The following is a 1027-nucleotide window of genomic DNA, read 5'->3' as shown; positions in this document are numbered from 1 at the left end:
CAGCAGCCAGCAGTCGGGCAGGACGCCGTCCCACCAGCCCTGCTCGGACGATGCAGCGGCCTTGATCGGACGCTCGACGGCCTTGCCTGCGGGGCGGACGCGCACGGCGGCGAAGCGGGACTGTAACTCCCCGCGCGTTCCCTGCCGCCAGGTAACCGTGGTGAACGCCTGCGGCTCGAGACCGGTGGCGAGGGCCGCCAGCGACGGTGCGGGCCGTCGATAGCGAGGCTGGGGCCAGCAGCCGATGGGTCCGTTGCGGTCCGGCGTCTCGGGCTCCGCGTCGAAGGGGTGGGCGGTCACATCCGCGCGGACGGCCAGCACGTAGTCGATTCCGCGGTCCGTCAGGGCGGCCCGCAGGTGTGCGTTGGTGCCGTAGGCGGCGTCGGCCACGACGACCGGTGGACTCATGCCCCAGTCGGCCAGCGTGTCGAGCATGTCCACGGCCAGCCGCCATTTCTCGCGGTGCGTGATCTCTGGTGGGACGCGGGTGGCGGTCCTGCGGTCATTGTCCGCTTCCCATTCCTGAGGCAGGAACAGCCGCCACTGCAGCGGGCAGGAGGCAATGTCGGTCGCGGCGTGGATACTGACCGCGACCTGGCAGTTGGCGCGTTTGCCCAGGGCCCCGCAGTACTGGGGGGCCACGGCGACCGACATTCTTCCGTCCTTGGGCACCGACACGTCGTCGATCACCCAGGCTGTCGGGGTGATGAGCGGCAGCATGCGTTCGCAGATCCGCCGCTGCACCGGCACGGGATCCCAGGTGGACTGGTTCACGAACTGCTGGAGATTCTGCTCGTTGCCGTCCGGCAGCCGAGCGGCCATGGCCTGGATCGACTTGCGGCGGCCGTCCAGCATCAGTCCCCGCAGGTAGCAGTCGCCCTTGGCCCTCTGGTCCTTGCGCGGCACCGAGGCGAACACATCAGCCACGTATAACGCCAACCTGGCCCGTACACGCTTCACTTCGTATGCATCCACACATCCAACGTGCCCAGGAACAACCCGAACCAGAAGACCTAACGGAGTCCTA

Annotated in this window: 1 protein-coding gene; it reads right to left on the bottom strand. The window is 68.5% G+C overall.

Annotated elements, in window-relative coordinates; translation table 11 throughout:
- Nucleotides 1–975 (bottom strand): IS701 family transposase (locus tag AB0J12_RS39660; RefSeq protein WP_363269668.1); only part of this gene is annotated, 975 nt, incomplete at its 3' end.
- Between the last annotated feature and the right edge of the window lie 52 nt (nt 976–1027).

It is taken from the genome of Streptomyces sp. NPDC049915, from assembly GCF_040656475.1.
Taxonomy (GTDB): Bacteria; Actinomycetota; Actinomycetes; order Streptomycetales; family Streptomycetaceae; genus Streptomyces.
This window is presented reverse-complemented; position numbering and strand designations above follow the sequence as displayed.